Here is a 25,316-nt window from a genome sequence, read left to right as displayed (position 1 = left end):
TATTCACAACGCAAAGTTGCATTTTCCGCCACAGACGGATGTCAACCTGCGTACTTTTCATGTCAAAATCCATCCCGAAGTTCTAATTAAGTCAGCTATTTTCAACTTCAGATTGGTTTTATTACATTTGCGGTAATTAGAATGAGATATGATGGAAAAAAGCTCTGTTACACGAATTTTATACTTTCTGATCCTGCTGTTTTCCTGCAACGGATTTATAAAGGGGAACAATCCCAGTTATTATTTCCAGCAACTGAGTCTTGACAAAGGACTCTCGCAAACAACAGTTAATTGTATCCTAGCCGACAACAAAGGACTGATCTGGATCGGGACTGCTTCGGGACTGAACTGTTTCGACCGCTACGATATGAAAAGCTATTTCCATGAAAAAGACAATCCCTATTCTTTACCGGGAAATACGATCTACTTCCTGGCAGAAGACTCCCTGAACAATATCTGGATATCGACCAATAACGGCTTAACCCTGTACGACAAGAGCAGCGACTCATTCCATCCGATCCTGTTCGAAGATAAAGCGATCCTGACAAACTCTTTTTATACCTGCCCCGGCGCCATCCTTTTCTCTGCAAATGATGGCCTGTACATATATGATTATAAAAAGCAGGCATTCAGTAAAAGATCGATCATCCAAAAGGACTCATCCAACTTCAGGCCGTATTACATAAAACCCTGGGAGAATGGAGAGCTTTTACTTATCTCCCACTGGAACGGCATTCTCAGATATAATCCGGTTTCCGGTCAGATCTCCCCCACGGATTATCCGGTGCAGACTAATCTGAACGCCGCCTATCTGGATAGTAAAAAAAGACTTTATCTGTCTTCCTATAATAAAGGGTTCGTTTGCTATGCCCCTAACGGTGAGAAACTCTATCATATCCATACAGGAAATTCAAAACTGAATAACAACCTGGTTCTCGACTTCATGGAGATAGATAATAAACTCTGGATAACCACCGATGGCGGAGGCATCAATATCATGGATCTGAATAATCCCTCGGATATCACAGCTATTATGCATACGCCGGGAGATATGAGCTCCCTTCCTGTTAATTCCGTCAAATGTCTTTACAGGGATAAACAAGATAATATCTGGGGCGGAACGGTTAGAGGCGGCATGATCGGTATAAAGGAGGTCTTTATGAAAACATATAAGGATGTACCTCTCAACAATACAAACGGATTAAGCGATATATCAGTCATCAGCATCCATGAAGATAAACGAGGACGCTTATGGCTGGGGACGGACGGAGGAGGTATCAACCAATATAATCCCTATACCGATACATTTAAGCATTACCCTTCCACATACGGGGACAAGGTCGTATCTATTACCGATTATTCAGACTCGGAACTGCTTGTATCCTTATATACGAAAGGTCTTTACCTGTTCAATAAGGAGACAGGACGTTACAGCCGCCCTTTCCATGTGATCGATGAAGCGACAACAATCGATCAGTTTCATGGTGGTAATGCGTCTATGGCTTACAGGATCACGGATGAGTGGTCTTACTTCCTGGGCAAAAATGCTCTCAGCCATAATCTTAAGACCGGGAAATTCTCATTCCTGAAAGTCGACGGAAAAGAGTTAGCCGTCGGTCCGATGAAGATGGTATGCACTGACAACCGGTCTGCTTATATCATTCAAAGCAATAAGCTTTATGAAGTACATCACGGCAACGACACAATACATGTCCTGCTCAGTATCGGGGAACACGAAACGATCAAAGCCGTTGCCCGCGATAAGAACGGCATCTTCTGGATCGGAACAGAGTATGGCTTCGGTTACTTCAATTCGAACACAAAAGAGTTTACCAAAATAGAGACCAAGCTATTCAACAGCGTATCTACCCTCCTTCTCGATGAACAGGAACGACTTTGGATCGGCGCACGTAATATGTTATTCTCTTACGACCTGAAAAAGAAACGCTTTGCCTCATGGGGAGAGTCGGATGGATATACCACCAACGAGTTCATTTATAAGTACCAGGTATCTTCCATCTCGGATTATATTTATCTGGGAGGAGCTTCCGGCTTATTACGTATCAATAAAAATATATCGACCAAGGAAGAAGACCTTCCCGAAATCAGGTTGATGGACGTATTGCTCGACGGAAACTCTTGCATCGACAAGCTACAACCGGGGAATAATAATATCACCATTCCCCATACCCATAGCTCGGTGGAAATAAAAGTGATTGCAATGGAGAAAGATGTATTCAGAAACAAGTTGTACCGTTACACGATCACCGGACTCGACAAGCAGTATACTGAAACATACAGTCACATCCTCTCCCTTCGTATGCTGGCTCCCGGTAGTTATTCGATCCTGGTGTCCTGTAATTCGAAGAGCGGCGAATGGAGCGAACCGGCCGATGTGCTTCATATCACGGTGACACCGCCCTGGTATCAGCGTCCTTATGTCTTCGCGATCTTTATTATTCTGTTTATTCTGATATTGCTCTGGATAGATTATGTATCCCGCCGACGCAGAGACAGGAAAATGCGATGGAAGATAAAGGAACATACCAATAAGATTAATGAAGAGAAAATACATTTCCTGATCAATATCAGCCATGAGTTGCGTACTCCGCTGACACTGATCTACGCCCCGTTGAAGAGGATACTCGACAAAAACAGCTGGAACGATCCGGAGAAACTGAAAGGGCAACTGGGCGGTATCTATAAACAGGTACTCGATATGCGTAACATTATCAACATGGTACTGGATATGAACAGCCTGAAAGAGACGAAGAGTCCCCTGCATAAAACACCTCATCCGCTCAATGAATGGATCAGTTCGATTGCAAAGGATTTTGAAAGTGAACTCGAAGCCCGGCATATCCGCATAGATTACCAGTTGGACGACCGGATCGGACAGGTTAGTTTCGATGGACAGAAATGTACGACGGTCCTCTCGAACCTATTAATGAACGCACTGAAGTTCAGTTCGCCTGATACGACCATTACTGTATCCAGTCAACTGATGGATGGCAAAGTATATGTCAGTGTTGCCGACCAGGGAATCGGTCTGGGTGATCTGGATATAGATAAACTCTTTACCCGTTATTATCAGGGGAACCATGAGCAATCGGGAAGCGGTATCGGACTATCGTTCGCCAAAGTCCTGATCGAACGGCATGGAGGAACGATCGGGGCAATGAATAATACCGATGGCGGGGCCACTTTCTTCTTCGAACTTCCACTCGATACCGAGAGCGATAACCCGGAAAATGAAGAAAGCCGGTACGACACATGGCAGCCTGTCGAGACGCCGTCCGAGCCGGAAGCTTTCTCCACCAATAACTATTCAGTGATTATTGTCGAAGACAAGAAAGAATTGAGTTCTTTCCTGAAAGAAGCATTACAGGAGTCCTTTAAGAATGTATATCTGGCGGCTAACGGGGAGGAAGCCGTGGAGATCATCAACCAGAAGCACCCCGACATCATCGTCAGCGACATCATGATGCCGAAAATGAACGGGTATGAATTATGCAAGAAAATTAAGGAAGACATCGCAACAAGTCATATCCCCGTGATCCTTCTTACAGCCCGGGGTGACCTCGACAGTACTACAATGGGTTACAAGCTCGGAGCAGATGCTTACCTGGCCAAACCTTTTGATATGGAACTATTAATGACGGTCATCAGCAACCAGTTGAAGAACCGGGAAGCTATCAAACAGAAATATAAGGAAAGTCATCTGCATCTGACAGAAGCGATCCCCACTGCCCCGACAAACAACCTGGATGAAGAATTCATGCTGAAGTTAAACAAGCTGATCTATGATAATCTGCCGTCCCGCGAACTCGACGTTAAGTTCCTGACTACCCAGCTGGGAATGAGCCGTACGCCGCTTTACGCCAAGTTGAAGGCACTAACCAATATGGGGGTAAACGATTACATCAATATGATCCGTATCGAGAAGGCTTCTCAACTACTGACAGGTTCCGCCATGAATATAACGGAGATATCCGAAACCGTCGGCTTTGAATATCCCCGCCATTTCAGTACCTTGTTCAAACAGATCAAAGGTATTACTCCATCACAGTTCAGGCAGCAGGAGAAAAAGGGTTAAACAGTGAAAACTGGTAGATGTTATTGCGTTTCACAACTGCATTTCTTTTGTTCCACAGTTGGATTCCGTTCATACCACAGTTGAGTTTCTTTCATACCACAACTGTGGTATGAATAGTGCATTGGGGTTGATCAATACTAGCTGGCTGGCAATTCAAACCACAACCGAGTTGACTGACTATTATCTGGGAGCTAATTTTAATGAAGACCGAGAAGCTGATATTTGGTTCAACTTTAGAAAAAGGTGAAACCTAAATAACCGACCTCGTAGGGGCGGGTTCCAAACCCGCCCAATATCAACAGGATGTAATCATTGTCACAAAGGGCAGGTTTGGAACCTGCCCCTACGAGGACGGTCATATTGGTTCATATCTGATAAAATTGAAACATTCAACCTAACAAAATAAGCCAAAAGAGAAATCTCCTTTGGCTTATTATATTGATAAACTATTCTATATCTTTAAAAGGCATAACCAAAACCCAGATTCAGATAGATCGGGTACATGGCGAAAGAAACCGTATCGAAATCCTTCTTGAAGATATCATTCAATCCCCAGGTCAGGTCGGCATATACATTCAGGTGTTTGAAGGCTTTCCATTCACCGCCGAGTTGCACACCCCATTGGAACTTACGCAAGTCTTTCGAGAAGTTGTAAGGTGCACTTTTCCCCTCTTTAAATTCTACCTTGTTTCCTGTCGGATCGTTTTCACGCAGGTAACCGTTATATACATCACCGGAGAAATCGCCGTCAAGCACATAAGAGAAAAACGGACCGGCATTCACTCTCCAACGGGGAGCAATCTGATAAGCAGCCAGTACAGGAACTGTCAGGTATGAGTTTTTTACCTTTGTCTTTACGTTACCCGTCCAGTAACCTTTCAGCTTCTCACCAGCATCACCAATGATTTCCATCTTATAGTTTTTCACGGTAGCATCCGTCTTCATTCCTTTGTTTTCGAGGCGCAAAGCAACAGTCAGCCCCCATTTACGTGCCGGATCGAGCCATTTGGTCACGTTTCCTTCGATAGCGATCTGCATACCCGGGCGATAACTGTCGATACCCCGTATTTCTTCCGGCAAAGGAAGCGGAGCCGTACCACCGATACTGAACCCGGCCTTTACCTCATACTCCAAACCGATCAATGAAGACCGGATAATCCCTTTATTCCTGTCGGTTTGTGCAAATACGGTAGTCGACACCAACAGCAATACTACAATGCTTATAATCGATATATTCTTTTTCATCTGTCTTCAAGTATTAATTGGCCTTATACTCTAATTCCACATTATCTATATATAATGTACTTCCCACAGCACCATTGAAATGGTCGCCTTCCAAACTGGAAGAGAAAACGATGGCCACATTATACTTCTTATTTTTCAGCTTATTATTGTCGATCGTCTTACCGGGTTGCATCTTGAATGGAATATTGAATTCGACCCACTCATTCGTCTCTTTCTGATTATCGATACGAGCGATGGAAATCAGGTTAGGATGAGTGAACTGGTTCGTTCCGTCCAAACGTTTCACATTATCGTCCGTTTCGTAGAAAATAGCATAAATATCACATTCATCCTTCGTCCCGGGCACTGGCACTGTACCATTAGTGAAGACATCACCTGCTTTATACTTATAATATCCCTTTAAAGCAACAGGCTCATAAGCAAACGGAAAACCGAATCGGGTTGCCTTCAACGCATTGGTCAAGGCATTACTCGTATCGAACGTTCCTAAGAACAAGTTTCCGGCAGCAATAGGCATACCTACCCCCTCACCGAAAAAGCCGGTCGAACGAGTTACCAGTTTCAGACATTTACCGCTAATCCCGTTGGGATCAGACATAGTCGGATAATCTTCCGGTCCCTTACCGACACCGGTCAGGGCAAATCCCGGATTACCGCTAGCCCAGGTCATACAAGGCTTACCGTTTCCATCCACTTCGTAAAATACCTGATATTTATCTTTTTGTCTTACATTTTCAAAATCAAACTTGGTAGGAATATCGGCCATGATGAAAGAAATCTCATACCGTTTCTTCCAGTTGCCGTCCTGCGAGGTTACTTCATACGTCTTAGGTGTGGTGAAGTCGCGAACCGTTCCACTTTCCGGATTGATTGTAGCACCTTCCGTCAATGTAAATTCGGGAGCAACACTCTCCAGGTTTATACCCGGAGTGGCCCAAATTACAATCGCATCATTTTCATAATCTATGTCCAGAATATCATCCTCGCTACCCGGGAGGGTAAGGATGTTGATATCGGCCTCCGCATTTGGAGCCTCGTCCTGGATACAGGAAAACCCTATTGTACTTAAAAAAAGACAGGTCAATAAGCGTGTCAGCTTCATTTTGTTTCTTTTTGGGTGAATACTCTATACATCGCTCTTCGCCGAGAGCAGGTGCAAATTTACTTCCCTTTTTCGGATTTGTACACTACATTATATATTTATTACATATTTTATTGGGGGATACCGGGCTTTATTCTTACTTTTGGTGTCTAACTAACAATTGTGTATCTTTACTATTAACTCATATAGACCATGACAACACGCAGAGATTTTATCCGGCAGGCAGCTATTCTGGGAGCCGGACTTTCTATGAACCCTTTTTTTATTAAAGCTGGAGGTAATCCGGTGGGTGCCAACGACAAAATCCGTGTCGGCCTGATCGGTTGCAAGGGGATGGGCTTTTCAGATTTACAGGCCTTCCTCCGTAACCCGGAAGTAGAATGTATCGCACTGGCCGATATTGATGAAAAAGTGTTAAACGACAGGGCTGCCGAGACGCAGAAACTGACCGGAAAGAAGGTAAAACACCTCTACAAAGACTGGCGGAAGCTGATCGACAACAAAGATGTAGACGTCGTTATCGTAGGTACGCCCGACCATTGGCACTGCCTTCAGATGGTAGCCGCCTGTGAAGCTGGGAAAGATGTATACTGCGAGAAGCCGCTGGGCAACAGTATCGAAGAATGTAACATCATGGTACGTGCCGCCGAAAAATACAACCGTGTGGTACAAGTAGGCCAATGGCAGCGCAGCGATCCGCACTGGCAGGATGCGATGGCTTTCGTGCATAGCGGACAACTGGGCAAGATCCGTACCGTGAGGGTGTTCTCTTATCAGGGATGGTGCCCGTCGATCCCGGTCGTTGCCGACGAACCTGTTCCGGCAGGTGTCGATTACGATATGTGGCTCGGTCCGGCTCCTCAGCGTCCGTTCAACCGCAACCGTTTCCATTTTACTTTCCGCTGGTTCTGGGATTATGCCGGAGGACTGATGACGGACTGGGGCGTTCACCTATTAGACTATGCACTTTACGGAATGAATGTGACGGCTCCGAATTCTATCATGGCATCGGGCGGCAAATTCGGCTATCCGGACGATGCCTGCGAAACACCCGACCTGCTCCAAACGATTTATACTTTCGATGATTTCACCGTTATGTGGGATCATGCCATCGGAATAGACGACGGCGCTTACGGACGTAACCACGGACTCGGTTTCGTGGGTGAAAACGGTACATTAGTAATCGACCGTGGCGGCTGGGAAGTGATTCCCGAAAAAGTAAGCGGTAAAGCCCGAATGGAGGCCGTAGCCCTGAAGAAGGCCTATGGTGAAGGTGGTCTGAACCTGCATGTCAAAAATCATCTGGAATGTATCAAGTCACGCAACCGCAACTGTAATGCAAGTATTGAGATCGGTGCCCATATCGCCAAATTCTCGCAACTGGGAAATATCGCCTATCGCACTGGAAAGAAACTATCGTGGGACGGCACCAGTTTCCATGATGCCGAAGCAGATAAATACCTGTGTAAGGAATATCGCGCTCCGTGGGAACTTCCGAAAATATAAGAATAAAAGGCGGGCCCTCACGAGTCCGCCTTTCTTCTATTAAACCTTATTCTTATTATGGCATCGACCCAATCACTGATGTTCGGGACGTAATAAGTCGTTCACTGTTTTTACCGGGTTGAATGTTTCGATAGGAACTTCTACAAAGACTGTGTTCCAGTCGCTCATAGCGCCATTCCACAAACCGGGCAATTCCAATGCTTTCAAATCGCGGCCATCCTTGCTCTTGTAAGAGATAAAGCCGGTATTCTTGTCAACATATTCCGGTAAATTATATTTTTCTCCTTTATGGTTCTTCAAGGCACATACCAGGTCAACCGGGTTGAAATGGGTACCTTGTTCAAACATAACTTTCTTAGCCGGATCTTTCAAATCGATCTGCGAACTTTCCAGTATCTGCAACGAAATAGTCCCGTCCGGGTTAACTGCCAGGAACGGACCACCACCCGGTTCACCTACATTCTTCACCATACCGCAAACACGCAGCGGACGCAATAACTTACCTTTAATATAAAGGATCAGTTCGGCATCCTCCAGCAATTTCATTTCCGGGTTCTTCACACAGAGATCGTACTGAAGGAAATGGATCATTTCTTCCACCTGGTCGTGGGTGTACTTACCTGTCTCGATCAGATCGAGATAATTGAAGATACGTTCCTGCAATGTTACCAGTACACCGGCAATCACTTTCTTGAAGATTACGGTCGAACATTTGAAACTGTCGGGAACCACATTGTCGATGTTCTTTACGAATACGACATCAGCATCTATATCGTTCAGGTTTTCGATCAGTGCACCATGACCGCCGGGGCGGAACAACAGTTTGTCGTTCTTGTCGCGGAAAGGGTTGTTCTCCATATCCGCAGCTATCGTGTCAGTGCTCGGTTTCTGCACACTGAAAGAAATATCATAGGCTACGGAGAACTTTTCTTCGTACTCGTGCTTCTTTTCATTCACCAGTTTTTCAAACAAGGCTTTATGTTCGGGAGAAACGGTGAAATGGATATTTACTTCGCCGGCATTGTTCTTTGCATACATGGCACCTTCGGCCAGATGTTCTTCCATAGAAGTGCGTACCTTATCGGCAGTCTTATGGAACAGAAGCAAGCCTTTGGGTAACTGTCCGTAGTTCAGTCCCTTGCTATCCAGCAGATTCGATACGACCGCTTTGTAGTTGCCTGATGCAACAAGTGCCGGAATGTCTTTTCCGTCATTTTTCACACAAGCGGCATTCAATTCATTATAAAAAGCAAAACGGTTGATCTCGTTGAAGAACTTCTTTTCAAAGTCAGTCGTCGGCACGTCATAGTCGGCAGACAGGAATTCGTAGAGGTTCTTAAACATACGGCTGGCTGCACCCGACGCCGGAACGAACTTAAGGATTCTTTTATTTTTAGCCAGGTAAGCATCCCAGGCCTCCATATAGGTGGCCTGAGCTTCCTGCGAAACAACCATTATTCCTTTTTCTACCGAAGCCGAAGCGGCAATCTCAAGGTAAGGAAAGCCTTTTACGAAACAAGCTAACTGTTCTTCAATCTGCTGTTCGCTGATCCCTTTATCCGCCAGCTGTTTTAAATCGTTTGCGTTTAACATAGCATATCTTTTTAAATTAGTATTCTTATCCATTTCGGCCCCTTCCGGGCCTATCCTTCTCGCAAATGTATAAAAATACCCTTAGATTATAGTTGATATTCGGAGAAAAAAGATACTTTTACAGTATGTTTTACGGCCTGTCCTCAAATGGGCAGTAAAAAAAGAGACGCAACTATGGATATACAACCGTTCTTTACTGAGGAGGAGAGAAAAGATTTCTTCTCGAAATACAGACAATTGGTACGTAGCCTTTATTCCTTTTTACAGAAAGAGGATATACGAAAAATGAAAGAATTGATGCAGCGTGTTGTCGCCCTCGACTGTTACGGAAGGGACAAGAACGGCATCAACGGTCTGATCCGCAATATAAATACCGCCCTGATCGCAACAACGGAAATCGGCCTGAAACGAACTTCTGTGATCGCACTCCTACTCTACCGCCCTGTGCTGAAAAAAGTAGTGACGCTGGAAGAAGTAGAAAAAACATTCGATGAAGATGTGACACTGATTATCCGCCGGCTATTGAAAACATCCGATCTGTATGCACGCAATACGGCTGTCAATTCCGAGAACTTCCATCACCTGCTCTTTTCCTTTGCGGAAGATGTACGGGTGATACTGATCATGATTGCCGATCGTCTTTGCCTGATGCGCCTGGGTAAACAGCTAAAGGAAGACGACCGTTTGCGGTTGGCTACCGAAGCATCGTATCTGTATGCTCCGTTGGCTCATCGTCTGGGATTATACAAAATCAAAAGCGAACTGGAAGACCTGTCACTGAAATATACCGATCCGAAGCAGTTCGATTTCATCAAGAAAAAGCTGAACGAGACGAAACGTTCGCGCGATATCTATATTGCCGAGTTTATCGCTCCTATCAAGAAGAAGTTGCAGGAAATGGGTCTGAAGTTCGATATCAAAGGACGTACGAAGTCAATCCATTCCATCAACAACAAGCTCAAAAAGCAAAAAATTGAGTTTGAAGGGATTTATGACTTGTTCGCTATCCGTGTCGTACTGGATACACCTTTGGAAAAGGAGCGTTCAGACTGCTGGCAGGTCTACTCGATCATAACAGATATGTACCAGCCTAACCCGAACCGTATGAAAGACTGGATATCGATCCCGAAAACGAATGGATACGAAAGCCTCCACATCACAGTAATGGGCCCGCAAAACAAATGGGTGGAAGTACAGATCCGTACCCGCCGTATGGACGAGATTGCCGAGAGAGGACTGGCCGCCCACTGGAAATACAAAGGGGTAAAAGCCGAAAGCGGACTAGATGAGTTCCTCAACACTGTCCGTGCAGCCCTTGAAGAGAAAGAGAATAATCCGCTCGACCTGATGCAGGACTTCAAGATGGACCTGTACAAAGACGAGATATATGTCTTCACTCCTACCGGCGAACTGATCAAACTGGCCAAAGGGGCTACTGTACTCGACTTTGCCTTTGCCATCCATTCGAAGTTGGGTAGTAAATGTGTGTCGGCCAAAGTAAACGAGAAGAACGTACCTATTAAATATGTACTTCATAACGGAGATACGGTTTCGATCGTCACCTCCCCTACGCAGTCGCCGAAACGCGACTGGCTGAATATCGTCGTCACCTCCAAAGCCCGGGTAAAGATCAAGCAGGCACTGAGGGAAGAGACGGCCAAAGCGGTCGACTTTGCCAAGGAAATGCTGCAACGGCGTTTCAAGAACCGGAAGATCGAGATGGACGAACCTTACCTGATGCGTTACATCAAGAAAAAAGGGTTTAAGACCGTCACCGACTTCTATATTGAAATAGCGGAAGAACGGCTGGATGCCAACAACGTGATTGACGAATACCAGGAATATGTACGGAAAGAAACCGAAGCGAACGAACGCTCGGAAGTGCGTAGTGCCGAAGAGTATATCAAGACCACCGAAGTGGAAGAGATATCCACGAACAAGGATGTGCTTGTGATCGATAAGAATCTGACGGGCATAGAATACAAACTAGCCAAATGTTGTAATCCGATCTATGGGGATGATGTTTTCGGATTTGTTTCTACACAAGGTATCAAGATACACCGTCTGGATTGTCCGAATGCACAGGAGATGTTCAGCCGTTTCGGTTATCGTATTATCCGGGCCAAATGGAGTGGAAAAGGAGATAATGGCTACATCGTCACATTGCGGGTGATCGGGCGTGACGACATCACGATCGTAACAAACATTACCTCTGTGATAGGGAAAGAAAACAATGTTACGCTCCGTTCGCTGAATATCGACTCGGTAGACGGTATCTTCCAGGGGAACTTCGCCGTACTGGTAAGGGATACCCATTCGTTGAATATGCTGGTCAAAAAAATAAAAGCCGTCAAAGGAGTGAAAACGGTAGACCGCCTGAACTCATGAGAAAAAAGGCTCGTCCACTAATGGCGAGCCTTTTTCATTTTTTATAACCAAATAATTAATACTAAAGTAACAAAATAAAGTTCTATATATTTTTATACAAATCAATACACTTCAATAAATTTTCTGAAAGACAAAGATAAATCTTTTTGTTCTACTTTTTTAAGAATATATCCTCACCGAACCAAATCCAGCGATTATTGAACAAAAAGATTTATTTTAAGGACAAGTTAGTCTTTTGCCTGATGTACGGTAAGTTGTGGGAACGGGAAACCGATACCTTCCGCATTAAATGTTTCATAAATAGCCTTATTGGTATCAAAATAAACGCCCCAGTAATCGGTACTTTTCACCCAGGTACGCACTACGATATTCACGCTACTGCCGGCCAGCGCACTCAAAGCGATGAAGGGAGCCGGTTCATTCATTATACGTGCATCCTTTGCCAATACAGACTCGATCACACTTTTAACATGATTAAAATCGCTGCCGTAATCGACTCCGAAAGTCCACTCTACACGACGGGTCGGTTCATTACCGATGTTGGTAACGACACCGCTGCTCAGCGCACCGTTAGGGATAAAAATATTTTTATTGTCTGCCGTGAGCAGGATCGTATGGAAAATCTGAATTTCCCTTACCGTACCTCCCACACCTTGCGACTCGATATAATCGCCTACCTTATAAGGCTTGAATAGTAATATGATCAGTCCGCCTGCAAAGTTCGACAGGTTTCCGCTCAAAGCCATACCGATGGCAACACCGGCAGAAGCCAGCAGCGCAGCGAACGATGTTGTCTGTACCCCCAGTGCACCAACGACCGAGATGATCAATAACACCATCAAGGTGACATTGACAAGACTTCCGACAAAGGTCTTCACCGACGGATCGAAGTCACGCTTGGTTAGAATACGACGAACGAGTTTGTTTATCATCCGGATAATAAACCGCCCTACAATAAATACGATTACAGCTTTGATTATTGTCCACCCTAAATGACTGCCCTGCTCTATCAGGGAATTAATAAAACCTTCCAATCTCGGATTGGACGCCAACACATCTAATAATATCATAAATCTATCATTTTTAATTAAACACTTTTATCTTATAACAATCAAAGTCCCCAAAAGTCTTATAAAATGTGGCAAAGGTATAAAGTTTTTTTAATCCGGCGCCCGAACAATATATTTACGTAGCTTTGTATCCATTCCAAATAACAGATAAAAACAACAGAATGAGACTACTTCCGATATTCATTGTCTTCCTATTGATGGCAGCAAGCAGTTACGCTCAATCTTACGAAGAGTTGATTGAAAAGAGTTACGATTTCCTCGACAAGAAAGATCTGGTATCTGCCGAAGAAAGTCTGCGCTCGGCCATGCGCAAAGAGCCTGGTAACCCGATGAACTACGCGTTACTGACCAACCTGGGAAGTATACAACGCCGACAGGGCAAACTGGAAGATGCTCTGCTTTCCTATACGGCAGCACTCAGCGGACGCCCCAATAACCCGACAATCCTCGAAAACCGTGCTTCGTTATACTCCGAAATGGGTGAAACGGAAAAGGCTTTGAACGATTACAACGCCCTCCTCATCGAAGAACCGACAAACGAAGAGGCTCTTTATTGCCGGGGATTGATCTATATACAAAAAAAGAATTATATCTGGGCTGAACAGGATTTCGACAAAATATTGGAGATCAACGAAAAGTCGGTACGTGCCCGCCTGGGACATGCCATCCTGGAAAAGATGCGTGGCAACTACGACGAGAGCGAAAAGATTTTCAATTACCTGATTAGCCAGATGCCTCGCGACTGGCTTCTGTATGAAGGACGGGCCGATGTCTACTTCATGATGGGAAAGAATGCGCGGGCCATGGCCGATATCAGCAAAATTTTTGCTGAAAGCACACCCGGTGCTTCCTTATATGTATTAAGAGGCAAAGTCAAACTGGCCCAATACGAAAAGGAGTCTGCCGCCAATGACTTTCAAAAAGCACTCGAAATGGGTTACGACCCGGCAGTCATCGAGGAGTTGATGAAGATGACGAAATAAACAAACCGTTTATTAAGACCTAGGAATAAAAGATTTTTCGTATTTTTGCACCAATTCCATCCGGTCCGGTGCAAACAAGACCATTTGGAAATACATATTTAAAGAGCGTTTTTAAGATATTATTCTTGTCATAGAAAATCCCCAATTTTCAAACCGTACAAGTTTAATAACAGCAGAAAACGCTCACGCCTTTGGTATTATCAAACACTCTCCTGTAGAGTGTTGTTATATCATATTGGCGTGGGGCTGTTGTTTATTATTTGTACGGTGGGTATGGGGATACCTCTATGACAGATAAGATATTAAACAGTTTCCACGCCTCTTTTTTTGTTAATCTTTCCGGGGGGGAAACAGGAAGGGTAAAATTTAATTTGTTATGAGAAATCTTCTCTGCTTATTCGCCTGCGGACTGTTGTTTACCGGCTGTGGGAAAGAACCATTAAATCAAGTACCGGTTGATAATCTTAGCCCTGACACTTACTATCAGTCGGAAAACGACTATCAAATGGCAGTCGATGGCATTTACGCAAAACATGCGGAATTTGTCAGTTTCGTGAATGAACTGGATGCAGCTTATCTAGGAGTAAATGATAAGACGGAATATCTGTCGGTTAAAGAAAAAACATATACCGGAAATAATCCATTAATCGAGCGGTTATGGGATGACGCATATGCCTGTTTAAATGAAACGCATTCTCTGTTAGATAAGATTTATGCCAGCCCGATCCTTACAAATGCTTTTAAAGAAAAGAGCGCCGGACAATTATTAACGGTAAGAGGGCATATCTATTTACAATTAGCACTTTGGTATGGAAAAGCTCCGCTGGTTTTGAAGATATGGGATCAGAATACAGATGGTCATATTATCCCTGAAAGCAACAGGAATAAAATCCTGAACGAAGTCATTGCCGATTTTGAAACAGCCCTGTTATATTACGCACATTCGGATATGAAACGGGAGCAAATTCAGCAATATCTTATCCAGGTTTATTCCTTGCAAGGAAATTTTTCGAGAGTCGCTTCGGTTCTGAAGAACGAAAACATTTCCAGCAATGCGTTCTATACAGCGCTGAACAGTTGGCTGACCGGAGAAGTGAAAGGAAAGGTGATGGAGACTTACAAATCCACCTATTCCACAAGCCACAACTATGCCGGGAAATTATTGTTGAATACCATGGAATATGACCAAACTTATTTCGGCTGGCCTGACAACCATTTGAGTATTTTCCCAATCCCTTCACATGAAGTATCAGTAAATCCGGGAGTGACACAGAACCCCGGCTATTAATTCACCTATAAAAATTCAAACAACATGAAACATTCTATTTATATTCTAATTGCATTTGCAACAATTCTTTTCTATTCTTGTCAAAAAGACGATCCTATCGTAACAGCCATCAGCCTGGATAAATCGGAGATTGAAATTTATGTGGGCGAAACCTACCAGTTTGAAGTATCACATATTTCTTCGGATGCTCCGACTCCGAAATATAAATGGGAAGTTGCCGACTATATCGATTACCGCCCGGCAGGTGTAGCCAAAGTTACGGATAGCGGATTACTGACCGCTTTGAAGGAAGGCGAAACCGAAGTCAAAGTATCAACTACCGAGGTAGGCGATGCCAACGGTCAGCCTTTCGTTGCAACCTGTCGTGTAAAAGTTAAACCGGTTGCAGCCGCTGGTATAAAATTGAATAAAAACACGCTGACTTTGAAATCCGGTGAAACGGAACAACTATCCTATACGATCTCTCCGGAAAATACTACCTATAAGGATGTAGAATGGAAATCGTCGGATGAAAAAGTGGCAACGGTTTCGCCGTTGGGAGTGGTGAAAGCAACAGGAATTGGAGAGGCCGTTATTACAGTAAATGCCAAGAAAGACCAGGCAGTAAAGGCTGTTTGTAATGTAAAGGTGAAACCGACTCAACTGGAGAAAATAGAGTTGAATCAATATGAACTGATTGGAGATCCGGGTACTAATAAACAACTTACAGTTATTTTCTACCCTGAAAATGCAACAAATAAAAATCTGATATGGAAAAGTAGCAATGAAAAAGTAGCTGTGGTAAATGAATATGGTTTAGTGACTTTAAAATCTACAGGTAGTTGCGAAATTTCAGCAACATCCGAAGAAGGAGGATTTACGGCTATTTGTCTGGTAACAGTGAATAAGGTTGAAGTATCAACTATTATGTTTTTAGATGGTTTGACGGAGATCAGCACAGGAGAAAGTAAGAAGTTAAGATATTCAGTCTTGCCTTCAGGAGCCGTAGAGGAAGGTTTGATTTGGACAAGCTCGGACGAAAGCATCGCAACAGTAGAAAATGGCGTTGTAACCGGACATGCTCCAGGATCTGTCACCATTCGTGTCCGGAATGAAAAAGGTTCTTTTTCGGAAACGACGCGTGTACACATCATATCTTCCATACAAAAGAATATAGAGGTTTCTATTGAATTGAAGCCAAAGCCAGGTTATGGTCCCTATGCAGCAACTGATTTTATTTGTTGGGTAAATAATAAAAATTCAGAAGAGGTATATTTGGACCATGTTGACTTTTATACCACCACGGGAGGACGATTGGCTCAATTTTGGTGGAATTTCCCGATTCCGGGAGGAACGGAGAAGGGGGTACAGGAGACCCTGCCATATGTTCCCTCTTGGACGAATGCTGATATACATATCTCTTACAACGGAGAAAGTTATGTATTTACGGTAGATGTCGTATTTCCAGAAAATTGACACTGTTCCGTCGGGGGCAGGTGCTAAAAACTTCTGTAACCCCTTTCCCCGCCGGGGACAACACTAAAAAGCTTCTGCAACCTCCGTCCCCAACGAGGACGATGCCTAAAAAACTCAGTAAGCTCTGTCCCCAACAGGAACAGGGCTTACTATTTTTTAGAGCTTTTATCCCCGCTTTTTCCGAGAGAAAGAGAATAGGAGATATACCAAAGAAATAACCTACATTTGTTCACATAGTATTTAATATTGAACCTTTTTTAATTAATTCATGAAGAAAATAAACACGCTTAATGTAAAACAACTCCACACCGAAGAAGACTTTGGCTTCCTCCAACAAGTCAGTGCTGAAACCGCATATCTTCCCGGAGAAGAAAGGGAAGACGACAGGCCGGTGATTGAATGATCATCACCCGGAAAAGTCAAAAGCCGGAATTAAAGAACGCGTAACCTGCATTCCTTAATTCCGGCTTTTTATGTCAGTTCCAATTGGTTACGACCTATATCTTCACCACATATTCAGCCATCCAATATACATACATTGTGTATATGATGTATATTTTATACCTTTGTGGAAAATACGAAAGATTATGGCAACAATGGCAATTGAAAAGAAAAGGAAAAATATAGATTTATCTGTGGACACTTTGAAAAAGCTGTCCATTATGGCTGCTTCACAGGGTAAAAGCGTAAAGGCTTTCATAGAAAACATTTTGGAAACCAAAGCAAATTCCCTGAGTGTAGAAGTTTCAACCAATCCGAGTCCAAGCGGTGACCCGTGGTTTGATGATGCTGAGAATATGGCCGAAGTGGAAAAACGGGTAAAAGCGCACAAAGAGGGAAAAGTTAAATCTACCGTAGTTTTACAATCTACAGAAGATATTACAAACTTCATAAACAGTCTATGAAATGGCATATATTATCGTATTTGAACCAAAAGCCATACAAGACATAGCTGAACTTAAAAAATCAGGGAATAAGACTGTAATAACCAAAATTGAAAGATTGCTCCTAGAATTAAAAGAACACCCCACCACAGGAACGGGACAGGTTGAAGCTCTAAAAGGTAATCTGTCCGGTTTTTGGAGCAGAAGGATTGACAAATTTAATCGTTTGATCTATACCATAGAAGAAGAAAAAATAACTGTTACAGTTGTTTCAGCAAAAAATCATTATGGAGATAAATAAAGATGCGGCATAAGGTAACTGAAACCTGAAGCAATAAAAGCATACCAAACGAAACATCCGATGGAACGAAAGATGTTTTGCCCCACCGGATGTTGTAATCAGTTATTTCTTTGCAATATATTCAGCAATCCAATCCCCTACTTCGCTGGTCTTGTAAGCCTTACCGTTCTCTGCTATATCTTCCGTTACGACATTGGCATCCATAGAGGCGGCAACAGCTTCACGGATCAAAGCACCTTCTTCCATCAGATTGAAAGCATATTCAAACATCAGGGCGGCACTCAGGATAGTGGCCAACGGGTTTGCGATATTCTTTCCGGCAGCTTGCGGATAAGAGCCGTGGATCGGTTCGAATACAGAAGTATGCACACCGATAGAGGCCGAAGGCAACATTCCGAGTGAACCTGTAATCACAGACGCTTCATCTGTCAGGATATCACCGAACATATTTTCAGTCACCATCACATCAAAACTCTTCGGCCACTGAACCAGACGCATCGCAGCATTGTCCACGAACATATATTCGGTTTCCACATCCGGATATTCTTTTTCTATTTCCTGTGCAACCTGACGCCATAGGCGGGAAGTTGCCAATACGTTCGCCTTATCGACCACGGTTACTTTCTTACGACGTTTTTGTGCATACTGGTAAGCCAGACGAACAATGCGCTCGATCTCCTCGCGGGTATAAACACAAGTGTCGTATGCCGTATTACCATCTTCGCTTCTACCTTGCGGACGACCAAAATACATACCTCCTGTCAATTCGCGGATACACATAAAGTCTGCTCCTTCGATCAATTCGGCACGAAGAGGCGACTTATGCAATAACGAAGGGAATGTCGTCACCGGGCGGATATTGGCAAAAAGTCCCAGTTTCTTACGCATACCCAGCAATCCCTGTTCGGGACGAACCTTGGCAGACGGGTTATTATCGTATTTCGGAGAACCGATCGCACCAAAATAAACGGCGTCGCTCTGCATACAGAGCTCATGCGTTTCGTCCGGATACGGGTTGCCTGTTTCATCGATGGCAACGGCTCCCACTAAAGCATGTTTGTAACTTAATTCATGGCCATATTTCTCACATATAGCTTTTACGGCTTTCATGCCTTGTTCTACAATCTCGGGACCGATACCGTCGCCGGGAAGGACTGCGATGTTTAATTTCATATAAATAATTGTTCTTTTAGTCTCTTTTAAATAGCACATATTTGGGTTCCGTGGGGACATAACTGTCGTCATCCCACAGAGTGCTCGTAATCATCAGGTCTGCACTGTAACGGTTACAAGCGATGGGCACGTTATGAACACGGCACTGGCGAAGCAACATCTGGATGTCGGCTTCGTGAGGCTGCGGATTCAGGTCGTCGATCAGAAAGATCGCCAGATCCACTTCCTTGCGTACTACCATTGCTGCTATTTCGGCATCTCCGCCCAACGGACCGGAATGCATACAAGTAATTTCAGCACCTACGCCTTTCTCGTCGAAAGCGTTGCGTATCAGTCCACCGGTCGTTCCGGTACATACCAAATGATGATGAGAAAGGAATTCTGCGTTGTGTACAGCCCATTCTACCATGTCTGCTTTACGGTTATCGTGCGCTACGAGCGCAATGGTCAATCTTTTGTTCATAACTAATACCTCCTATAATTATTGTTCGATCTTATTCAGCATCTTCAGCGTTGCCTTGATGGCAGCTTCTGTCTGGTCGGCATCGAGGCCGCGGGTCTTGAAATCTACTCCGGCATAATTCCAGCTGATGATCGTCTGCACGAATGCATCGGTACGACCGCCGGGGGGAATGGATACGGAATAGTTCGTCAACATCGGGAACGGACGGCCGAGGTCTGAATAGATTCGGCGAAGGGCACGTACAAAAGCGTCGTACTGGCCGTCGCCGGAAGCTGATTCTTCGTAGGCTTCACCGTCAATCTCGATCTTCAGCGTAGCTACAGGCCTCAGTCCCTGTGCCAAAGATAATGAATAATTTAATATACGGATACGTTGATCTGTCATCGTATCATGGTGAAGAACATCACTGATGATATAAGGCAGATCTTCGGTTGTTACCATTTCTTTCTTATCACCTAACTCGATTATACGCTCGGTGATCTTACGCATGGATTCATCGTCGACATCTATCCCGAGCGATTCCAGATTCATACGGATATTGGCTTTACCGGATGTTTTTCCGAGTGCATATTCGCGTACACGTCCGAAACGTTCGGGGATCAGGTCGTTGCAATACAGATTATTTTTGCTGTCGCCATCGGCATGTACACCGGCACATTGTGTAAAGACATGCTCTCCGATGATCGGACGGTTCGGGGCAATATGAATACCGGAATAGGTTTCTACCAGACGGCTCGCGGCATTGATCTTTTCTTCTCTGACAGGAGTTTCCCCTCCCAGTTGATCTTTTATTACAGCGATCACACTGCTGAGCGGTGCGTTTCCTGCCCGTTCCCCCAAGCCGTTGATAGTGGTATGTATACCGTGTATTCCCGCCCGCACAGCCGAGTAGACATTAGCCACAGCCAGGTCGTAATCGTTATGGGCATGGAAATCAAAATGCAGGTCAGGATAACGATCCACCATCTGCTTACAGAAATCGTATGTATTTCCTGGATTCAGAATGCCCAATGTATCAGGCAGCATAAAACGGCGGATGGGAAGGTCTTTCAACGCATCGACCAAGAGGAATACATAATCGGGAGAGTTCTTGATCCCGTTCGACCAGTCTTCCAGATAAATATTTACATCAATACCTTTTTCGGTAGCCAGCGATACAACAGAACGGATATCTGCAATATGCTGTTCAGGCAATTTGCGGAGTTGTTCGGTTACGTGTTTATACGAACCTTTACAGAGTAGGTTTACCACGCGACAACCGGCCGATTCGATCCAGTTGAGCGAGGCGTCGCCATCTACAAAACCCAAGACTTCGAGCTTATGCAGATTTCCGGTACGTTCGGCCCAGGCAGCCACACGCTTCACGGCTTCGAACTCTCCGTCCGATACACGTGCCGAGGCTACCTCTACACGGTTCACTCCCAAATCGCTCAACAACATTTGTGCGATGCTGAGTTTTTCATGAGCCGCAAAGGAGACACCCGATGTCTGTTCCCCGTCCCGAAGGGTTGTATCCATTATTTCTACCATAATATCATAGTTTCTATTAAGGAACGCAGACTACGCTGAAAACGCAGACTTACGCAGATTATTTATTTTTAAAGACTTTACGTTTTACTTGAGCATGTTCTCCAAAATTAAGCAGTAACCCTACTTCAATCCTTGTTGCTTTTAAATAGTTTATCAACTGGAATTCATGAGCCTGAGACAAAGCCTCCACACTTTTCAGTTCCAGTATTAAATGATTATTTATCAACATATCCGCCACATATTCTCCAACAATATATCCCTCATAATAAACTTGTATAGGATATTGAACCTTACAATCCAATCCCAACCTCATCAGTTCATAATAAAGAGCATTCTGATAAACTCGTTCAAGAAACCCATATCCTAATGTACGGTAAACCTTATAAAACGCACCTATTATCTTATCAGTTTCCTCTTTAAATAAAAAATCTGCGTCAGTCTGCGTATTCTGCGTCATCTGCGTTCCCTATCTGTTATTACTTATCGCGAAGCCTCGTAGGTTTCTATTTTTTCTTTATTAGCCAAGAGGTAATCGATATCGTCAAGACCGTTTACCAGACAGTCTTTCTTATATGCGTTGATGTCAAAGGATTCGCTTTTACCGGTTGCGTTGTTAGTTATCGTCTGCGAAGGGAGATCGATCGTCAGCGTCGCCTTCGGATCAGCCTCGACAGATGCGAATATCTCTGCCAGGAACTCAGGAGAAACAACAACCGGAACAAGTCCGTTGTTCATCGAGTTGTTCTTGAAAATATCGGCGAAGAAACTGCTGACAACCGCACGGAAACCATATCCCGCAATCGCCCAGGCAGCGTGCTCGCGGCTCGAACCGCTACCGAAGTTCTTTCCGGCTACCAGGATCTCGCCTTTATACGTATTCTGATTCAGAACAAAGTCCGGATTAGGGTTGCCCGCCTTGTCATAACGCCAGTCGCGGAAAAGATTATCGCCGAAGCCCTCGCGTGTGGTAGCTTTCAGGAAGCGGGCCGGGATGATCTGGTCTGTGTCTACATTTTCCAAAGGAAGAGGTACACAGGTGGATGTTACTATCGTGAATTTTTCTTTCATTTCGTTCTTTTGATTTTTCAGTTCGTAATCTTATTACATTAAATCTCTCGGATCGGTGATCTTTCCCGTTACTGCTGCTGCTGCTGCCACCAATGGACCGGCAAGGATGGTACGTGCACCTGGTCCCTGACGACCTTCGAAGTTACGGTTGGAAGTAGATACGGCATATTTACCGGCCGGAACCTTGTCTTCATTCATTGCCAGACAAGCCGAACAGCCCGGCTGACGCAATTCAAAACCGGCTTCTGTCAGAACCTTATCGATACCTTCCGCACGAATCTGACGTTCTACCTGCCAGCTACCGGGAACCAGCCATACAATCACATCGCCGGCCTTCTTCTTTCCTTTCACCAAAGAGGCGAAAGCACGGAAATCCTCGATACGCCCATTCGTACAACTTCCCAGGAATACGTAATCTATTTTCTTGCCTAATACAGGTTCACCGGCAGTAAAGCCCATATAGTCAAGCGATTTTTTATAAGAGATGCGACCAGCCTCGTCTACGCTTTCCATAGTCGGGATGCTTTCGCGGATGCCCATGCCCATGCCCGGATTCGTTCCGTAAGTCACCATCGGGTCGATGTCTTCCGCATGGAACACGATCTCTTTATCGAACTGAGCATCCGGATCGCTGTATAATTCACGCCATTCAGCCAGTTTCTTTTCCCACGCTTCGGCACGGGGAGCAAATTCACGGTCTTTCAGATAATCGAAAGTGACTTGGTCCGGAGCAATCATACCGCCACGGGCACCCATTTCAATAGACAGGTTACAGATGGTAAGACGCTCTTCCATCGTTGTATTGCGGATGGCTTCGCCAGCATATTCAACGAAATAACCCGTTGCACCTCCTGTTGTCATTTTACTGATGATATAAAGAGCAAAATCCTTTGCCGTTACGCCCGGTTTACGTTTTCCGTCGATGGTGATGCGCATCGTTTTCGGCTTACGCTGCATAATACACTGAGTAGCCAATGTCATTTCCACCTCGCTGGTACCGATACCGAAAGCGATGGCACCCATAGCGCCGTGGGTAGAAGTGTGGGAGTCGCCGCAAACGATTGTCATACCCGGCTGTGTCAGACCTGTTTCCGGACCTACCACATGGATGATACCGTTCTTCGGATGTTGTAATCCGTAATAAGTCAGATTGAAATCCTTAGCATTCTTTTCTAACGTATCTACCTGGTTCTTAGACACAGGATCTTCGATCGGTTTCTCCTGGTGCAATGTCGGAATATTATGGTCCGGCATACAAGTAATCTGTTCCGGACGGAATGGTTTCAGACCACGGGCACGCAAGCCGGCAAACGCCTGCGGACTGGTTACTTCATGGCAGAACAGACGGTCGATGTAAAACTGGATCGTTCCGTCGGGCAGTGTGTCTACCACATGTTTCTCCCAAATCTTCTCAAATAATGTCTTGCTCATTGCTAATTATGTATTATGTTATTTTACGAACTTATTGATTGCGTCGATAAAGGCTTCTACCGAAGCTGCGATAATATCGGTATTGGCAGCAAAGCCATAGTAGTTGTTTCCATCGTATTCCACCTGCATGTGTACCTTACCCATGTCGTCGCTACCTTTATTAATAGCCTGAATGAGAAACTCCTGGATGGTCATCGTGCGATGGATAATAGATTTAACCGCCTTGATGGCAGCGTCTACCGGACCGTTTCCGGCTGCTGCAGCCTGGAACTTCTCGCCGGCAATATCCAGACATACGCTGGCAACAGACTGTAAACCGACACCGGAAGTCACCTGCAGGTAATCCAGTTTGATGCGGTGTGTAGCCGTACGGTCTTTTCCTGCCAACATCAATACATCATCGTCGTTGATATCTTTCTTGCGGTCAGCCAGTTTCAGAAATTCTTCATATACCTTGTCCAGCTTTTCCTGGCTCAGTTCCACACCTAAGACATTCAGACGATGTTTCAGGGCAGCACGTCCGCTACGGGCAGTCAGCACGATGGCGTTATCGTCGATACCTACATCTTTCGGGTCGATGATCTCATAGCTTTCACGATTCTTCAATACACCGTCCTGGTGGATACCGGAAGAGTGAGCGAACGCATTACGTCCGACGATTGCCTTGTTGGGCTGAATCGGCATATTCATCAGGCTGGAAACCGTACGGCTGATACCGTAGATTTTTGTGGTATTGATATTGGTTTCGATTCCGCGTTCTTTGTGGCTGCGGAAGATCATGGCTACTTCTTCCAGTGAAGTGTTGCCGGCACGTTCACCGATACCATTGATGGTTACTTCCACCTGGCGTGCTCCGTTCAGGACACCCTGCACGGTATTGGCTGTTGCCATACCCAGGTCATTATGACAGTGTGTAGAGATAATCGCATTCTGTATGCCGTCCACATGTTCCATCAGGTATTTAATCTTTGCACCATATTCGTCAGGCAGACAATAACCGGTCGTATCAGGAATATTTACAACTGTGGCACCCGCTTTGATCACGGCCTCAACAACACGCGCCAGATAAGCATTGTCCGTACGTCCGGCATCTTCGCAATAAAACTCGATATCTTCCACATACCGTTTAGCATATTTCGTAGCTGCGATAGCACGTTCCAGAATTTCATCCTGGTTGGAATTGAATTTATAACGGATATGATAATCGGAAGTACCGATACCGGTATGGATACGTCCGCGTTTAGCATACTTCAATGCTTCGGCAGCCACATCGATGTCTTTTTCGACAGCACGAGTCAACGCACAGATAGTTGGCCAAGTGACAGCTTTCGATATCTCAACCACACTATTGAAGTCCCCCGGGCTCGATACTGGAAATCCTGCTTCAATCACATCCACACCAAGTTCTTCGAGTGCTCTGGCTACCTGAATCTTTTCAATACTGTTTAACTGGCATCCCGGAACTTGTTCACCATCTCTCAACGTGGTGTCGAAAATAAATAATCTGTCTGACATAATCTTATACTCTTAAATTTGTTTATACTCTTGTTTGTATCCATAAAAAAAGCCCTTCTCACAAGGAAGTGAGAAAGGCTCTTTAATATCTTCATGCATCAGAAAAGCACGTACAGTCTCACTTCCTATCCCGTTCCCAGAGTAGAATAATGTTTAGAGAAATAATGAGACTATTTGCTATGTTCTGTTTCATTGTCTTTTCTTATTTAACGCTGCAAAGATACA

20 protein-coding genes are annotated in these 25,316 nt (G+C 44.6%); 9 read left to right on the top strand and 11 right to left on the bottom strand.

The annotated features are described in order from the left end of the window. Positions 1 to 148: 148 nt before the first annotated feature. The gene (locus BQ7394_RS04680) at positions 149 to 4,096 is read left to right on the top strand and encodes a hybrid sensor histidine kinase/response regulator transcription factor (protein ID WP_235848669.1); all 3,948 of its coding nucleotides are present in this window, start codon (positions 149 to 151) and stop codon (positions 4,094 to 4,096) included. A gap of 459 nt (positions 4,097 to 4,555) precedes the next feature. On the opposite strand, the gene BQ7394_RS04675 is transcribed toward BQ7394_RS04680, so the two are convergent. Both BQ7394_RS04675 and BQ7394_RS04670 read right to left on the bottom strand, forming a co-directional pair. After that, entirely contained in the window at positions 4,556 to 5,341 is a 786-nt protein-coding gene (locus BQ7394_RS04675; RefSeq protein WP_075556303.1) for a porin family protein, read from the bottom strand. 13 nt (positions 5,342 to 5,354) lie between these two features. Continuing rightward, positions 5,355 to 6,443, bottom strand: coding sequence for a PCMD domain-containing protein (locus tag BQ7394_RS04670; protein ID WP_075556302.1), 1,089 nt, complete (start codon positions 6,441 to 6,443; stop codon positions 5,355 to 5,357). Between the two features lie 192 nt (positions 6,444 to 6,635). Here BQ7394_RS04670 and BQ7394_RS04665 point away from each other — a divergent pair, with 192 nt between their 5' ends. Next, positions 6,636 to 7,949, top strand: a complete 1,314-nt coding sequence (locus tag BQ7394_RS04665) for a Gfo/Idh/MocA family protein (RefSeq protein ID WP_075556301.1) — start codon at positions 6,636 to 6,638, stop codon at positions 7,947 to 7,949. Positions 7,950 to 8,021: 72 nt separating this feature from the next. On the opposite strand, the gene BQ7394_RS04660 is transcribed toward BQ7394_RS04665, so the two are convergent. Continuing rightward, positions 8,022 to 9,542: a DUF4301 family protein gene (locus BQ7394_RS04660; RefSeq protein WP_075556300.1), complete on the bottom strand. Its 1,521-nt coding sequence runs from the start codon at positions 9,540 to 9,542 to the stop codon at positions 8,022 to 8,024. A 174-nt stretch (positions 9,543 to 9,716) separates the two neighbouring features. Between BQ7394_RS04660 and BQ7394_RS04655 the strand changes: the two genes are divergently transcribed. Next, positions 9,717 to 11,930, top strand: a complete 2,214-nt coding sequence (locus tag BQ7394_RS04655; RefSeq protein WP_075556299.1) for a RelA/SpoT family protein — start codon at positions 9,717 to 9,719, stop codon at positions 11,928 to 11,930. Between the two features lie 227 nt (positions 11,931 to 12,157). Here the strand turns inward: BQ7394_RS04655 and BQ7394_RS04650 are convergent, their stop codons facing one another. Beyond that, entirely contained in the window at positions 12,158 to 13,000 is an 843-nt protein-coding gene (locus BQ7394_RS04650) for a mechanosensitive ion channel family protein (protein WP_075556298.1), read from the bottom strand. 161 nt (positions 13,001 to 13,161) lie between these two features. Between BQ7394_RS04650 and BQ7394_RS04645 the strand changes: the two genes are divergently transcribed. The 6 genes from BQ7394_RS04645 (at position 13,162) to BQ7394_RS04625 (ending at position 17,911) form a co-directional block, all read left to right on the top strand. Then, complete coding sequence (locus BQ7394_RS04645; RefSeq protein WP_075556297.1) at positions 13,162 to 13,983, top strand: tetratricopeptide repeat protein; 822 nt, start codon at positions 13,162 to 13,164, stop codon at positions 13,981 to 13,983. 376 nt (positions 13,984 to 14,359) lie between these two features. After that, complete coding sequence (locus BQ7394_RS04640; RefSeq protein ID WP_075556296.1) at positions 14,360 to 15,271, top strand: RagB/SusD family nutrient uptake outer membrane protein; 912 nt, start codon at positions 14,360 to 14,362, stop codon at positions 15,269 to 15,271. Positions 15,272 to 15,295: 24 nt separating this feature from the next. Next, complete coding sequence (locus BQ7394_RS04635; protein ID WP_075556295.1) at positions 15,296 to 16,726, top strand: Ig-like domain-containing protein; 1,431 nt, start codon at positions 15,296 to 15,298, stop codon at positions 16,724 to 16,726. Positions 16,727 to 16,994: 268 nt separating this feature from the next. After that, complete coding sequence (locus BQ7394_RS26435; RefSeq protein WP_255419276.1) at positions 16,995 to 17,129, top strand: hypothetical protein; 135 nt, start codon at positions 16,995 to 16,997, stop codon at positions 17,127 to 17,129. A gap of 184 nt (positions 17,130 to 17,313) precedes the next feature. After that, entirely contained in the window at positions 17,314 to 17,631 is a 318-nt protein-coding gene (locus BQ7394_RS04630; protein ID WP_075556866.1) for a hypothetical protein, read from the top strand. A gap of 1 nt (position 17,632) precedes the next feature. After that, positions 17,633 to 17,911: a Txe/YoeB family addiction module toxin gene (locus BQ7394_RS04625; RefSeq protein WP_075556294.1), complete on the top strand. Its 279-nt coding sequence runs from the start codon at positions 17,633 to 17,635 to the stop codon at positions 17,909 to 17,911. A 102-nt stretch (positions 17,912 to 18,013) separates the two neighbouring features. Here BQ7394_RS04625 and leuB read toward each other — a convergent pair whose 3' ends face one another. Genes leuB through BQ7394_RS04590 form a run of 7 tightly spaced genes read right to left on the bottom strand, consistent with a single transcriptional unit; the run spans position 18,014 to position 25,091 of the window. Next, a complete protein-coding gene (leuB, locus tag BQ7394_RS04620; RefSeq protein ID WP_075556293.1) occupies positions 18,014 to 19,084 on the bottom strand; it encodes a 3-isopropylmalate dehydrogenase in 1,071 nt (356 codons plus the stop codon). Positions 19,085 to 19,100: 16 nt separating this feature from the next. Next, on the bottom strand, positions 19,101 to 19,547 hold the full coding sequence (locus tag BQ7394_RS04615; protein WP_075556292.1) for a methylglyoxal synthase: 447 nt from the start codon (positions 19,545 to 19,547) through the stop codon (positions 19,101 to 19,103). Positions 19,548 to 19,565: 18 nt separating this feature from the next. Further along, positions 19,566 to 21,077: an alpha-isopropylmalate synthase regulatory domain-containing protein gene (locus BQ7394_RS04610; RefSeq protein WP_075556291.1), complete on the bottom strand. Its 1,512-nt coding sequence runs from the start codon at positions 21,075 to 21,077 to the stop codon at positions 19,566 to 19,568. 58 nt (positions 21,078 to 21,135) lie between these two features. Then, complete coding sequence (locus BQ7394_RS04605; RefSeq protein WP_075556290.1) at positions 21,136 to 21,534, bottom strand: GxxExxY protein; 399 nt, start codon at positions 21,532 to 21,534, stop codon at positions 21,136 to 21,138. Positions 21,535 to 21,557: 23 nt separating this feature from the next. Continuing rightward, entirely contained in the window at positions 21,558 to 22,145 is a 588-nt protein-coding gene (gene leuD / locus BQ7394_RS04600; RefSeq protein ID WP_075556289.1) for a 3-isopropylmalate dehydratase small subunit, read from the bottom strand. Between the two features lie 33 nt (positions 22,146 to 22,178). Continuing rightward, positions 22,179 to 23,576, bottom strand: a complete 1,398-nt coding sequence (leuC, locus tag BQ7394_RS04595; RefSeq protein ID WP_075556288.1) for a 3-isopropylmalate dehydratase large subunit — start codon at positions 23,574 to 23,576, stop codon at positions 22,179 to 22,181. An 18-nt stretch (positions 23,577 to 23,594) separates the two neighbouring features. Continuing rightward, positions 23,595 to 25,091, bottom strand: a complete 1,497-nt coding sequence (locus BQ7394_RS04590) for a 2-isopropylmalate synthase (RefSeq protein ID WP_075556287.1) — start codon at positions 25,089 to 25,091, stop codon at positions 23,595 to 23,597. Positions 25,092 to 25,316 lie beyond the last annotated feature (225 nt).

Origin of the sequence: Parabacteroides timonensis (assembly GCF_900128505.1) — a bacterium.
Taxonomy (GTDB): Bacteria; Bacteroidota; Bacteroidia; order Bacteroidales; family Tannerellaceae; genus Parabacteroides; species Parabacteroides timonensis.
This window is presented reverse-complemented; position numbering and strand designations above follow the sequence as displayed.

Coding starts and splice junctions, on each gene's coding strand:
- BQ7394_RS04605 (WP_075556290.1), bottom strand. CDS start 21,534: ATGACGCAGAATACGCAGACTGACGCAGATTTTTTATTTAAAGAGGAA.
- BQ7394_RS04660 (WP_075556300.1), bottom strand. CDS start 9,542: ATGTTAAACGCAAACGATTTAAAACAGCTGGCGGATAAAGGGATCAGC.
- leuC (WP_075556288.1), bottom strand. CDS start 23,576: ATGAGCAAGACATTATTTGAGAAGATTTGGGAGAAACATGTGGTAGAC.
- BQ7394_RS04675 (WP_075556303.1), bottom strand. CDS start 5,341: ATGAAAAAGAATATATCGATTATAAGCATTGTAGTATTGCTGTTGGTG.
- BQ7394_RS04645 (WP_075556297.1), top strand. CDS start 13,162: ATGAGACTACTTCCGATATTCATTGTCTTCCTATTGATGGCAGCAAGC.
- BQ7394_RS04670 (WP_075556302.1), bottom strand. CDS start 6,443: ATGAAGCTGACACGCTTATTGACCTGTCTTTTTTTAAGTACAATAGGG.
- BQ7394_RS04650 (WP_075556298.1), bottom strand. CDS start 13,000: ATGATATTATTAGATGTGTTGGCGTCCAATCCGAGATTGGAAGGTTTT.
- leuD (WP_075556289.1), bottom strand. CDS start 22,145: ATGAAAGAAAAATTCACGATAGTAACATCCACCTGTGTACCTCTTCCT.
- leuB (WP_075556293.1), bottom strand. CDS start 19,084: ATGAAATTAAACATCGCAGTCCTTCCCGGCGACGGTATCGGTCCCGAG.
- BQ7394_RS04615 (WP_075556292.1), bottom strand. CDS start 19,547: ATGAACAAAAGATTGACCATTGCGCTCGTAGCGCACGATAACCGTAAA.
- BQ7394_RS04590 (WP_075556287.1), bottom strand. CDS start 25,091: ATGTCAGACAGATTATTTATTTTCGACACCACGTTGAGAGATGGTGAA.
- BQ7394_RS04635 (WP_075556295.1), top strand. CDS start 15,296: ATGAAACATTCTATTTATATTCTAATTGCATTTGCAACAATTCTTTTC.
- BQ7394_RS04655 (WP_075556299.1), top strand. CDS start 9,717: ATGGATATACAACCGTTCTTTACTGAGGAGGAGAGAAAAGATTTCTTC.
- BQ7394_RS04625 (WP_075556294.1), top strand. CDS start 17,633: ATGGCATATATTATCGTATTTGAACCAAAAGCCATACAAGACATAGCT.
- BQ7394_RS26435 (WP_255419276.1), top strand. CDS start 16,995: ATGAAGAAAATAAACACGCTTAATGTAAAACAACTCCACACCGAAGAA.
- BQ7394_RS04630 (WP_075556866.1), top strand. CDS start 17,314: ATGGCAACAATGGCAATTGAAAAGAAAAGGAAAAATATAGATTTATCT.
- BQ7394_RS04640 (WP_075556296.1), top strand. CDS start 14,360: ATGAGAAATCTTCTCTGCTTATTCGCCTGCGGACTGTTGTTTACCGGC.
- BQ7394_RS04610 (WP_075556291.1), bottom strand. CDS start 21,077: ATGGTAGAAATAATGGATACAACCCTTCGGGACGGGGAACAGACATCG.
- BQ7394_RS04665 (WP_075556301.1), top strand. CDS start 6,636: ATGACAACACGCAGAGATTTTATCCGGCAGGCAGCTATTCTGGGAGCC.
- BQ7394_RS04680 (WP_235848669.1), top strand. CDS start 149: ATGATGGAAAAAAGCTCTGTTACACGAATTTTATACTTTCTGATCCTG.